This window comes from Methylobacterium nigriterrae (assembly GCF_037106235.1).
Lineage (GTDB): Bacteria > Pseudomonadota > Alphaproteobacteria > Rhizobiales > Beijerinckiaceae > Methylobacterium > Methylobacterium nigriterrae.
Genome location: NZ_JBAWTG010000706.1, coordinates 1 through 297, shown reverse-complemented (window position 1 = coordinate 297; position 297 = coordinate 1). Strand labels below are relative to the sequence as shown.

The window sequence follows — 297 nt, the reverse complement described above, 5'->3', positions numbered from 1 at the left end:
CGCCACGTGAGCGAACTCGACGAGACCGGCCGCCCGACACAGGCGCAGCACCTGCACGACCAGGTCCGACAGGGCCACGAGGTGGCGCGTGCGGAAGTCGGCGATGGTGCGGAAATCAGGTGGGTTCAGGCCGGTCACCGCCATGACGTCGACCCGCTCCTCGCAGGCGCGGGCGAGCTGGCGCGAGGAGTACAGGCCGCGGCTGTAGCCGTAGAGCAGGCGCGCCACCATCATGCCGGGATGGTAGGGCGGGTAGCCGCGCTCCTCGGTGTAGGTGTCGAGAATGGCCGAGAGGTC

The 297-nt window shown here is 70.0% G+C and carries 1 protein-coding gene; it reads right to left on the bottom strand.

The window, feature by feature from the left end:
- Window positions 1-297, bottom strand: a 297-nt coding sequence (locus WDW90_RS38805) for a transposase (RefSeq protein WP_336492958.1), incomplete at both ends; no start/stop codon positions are given.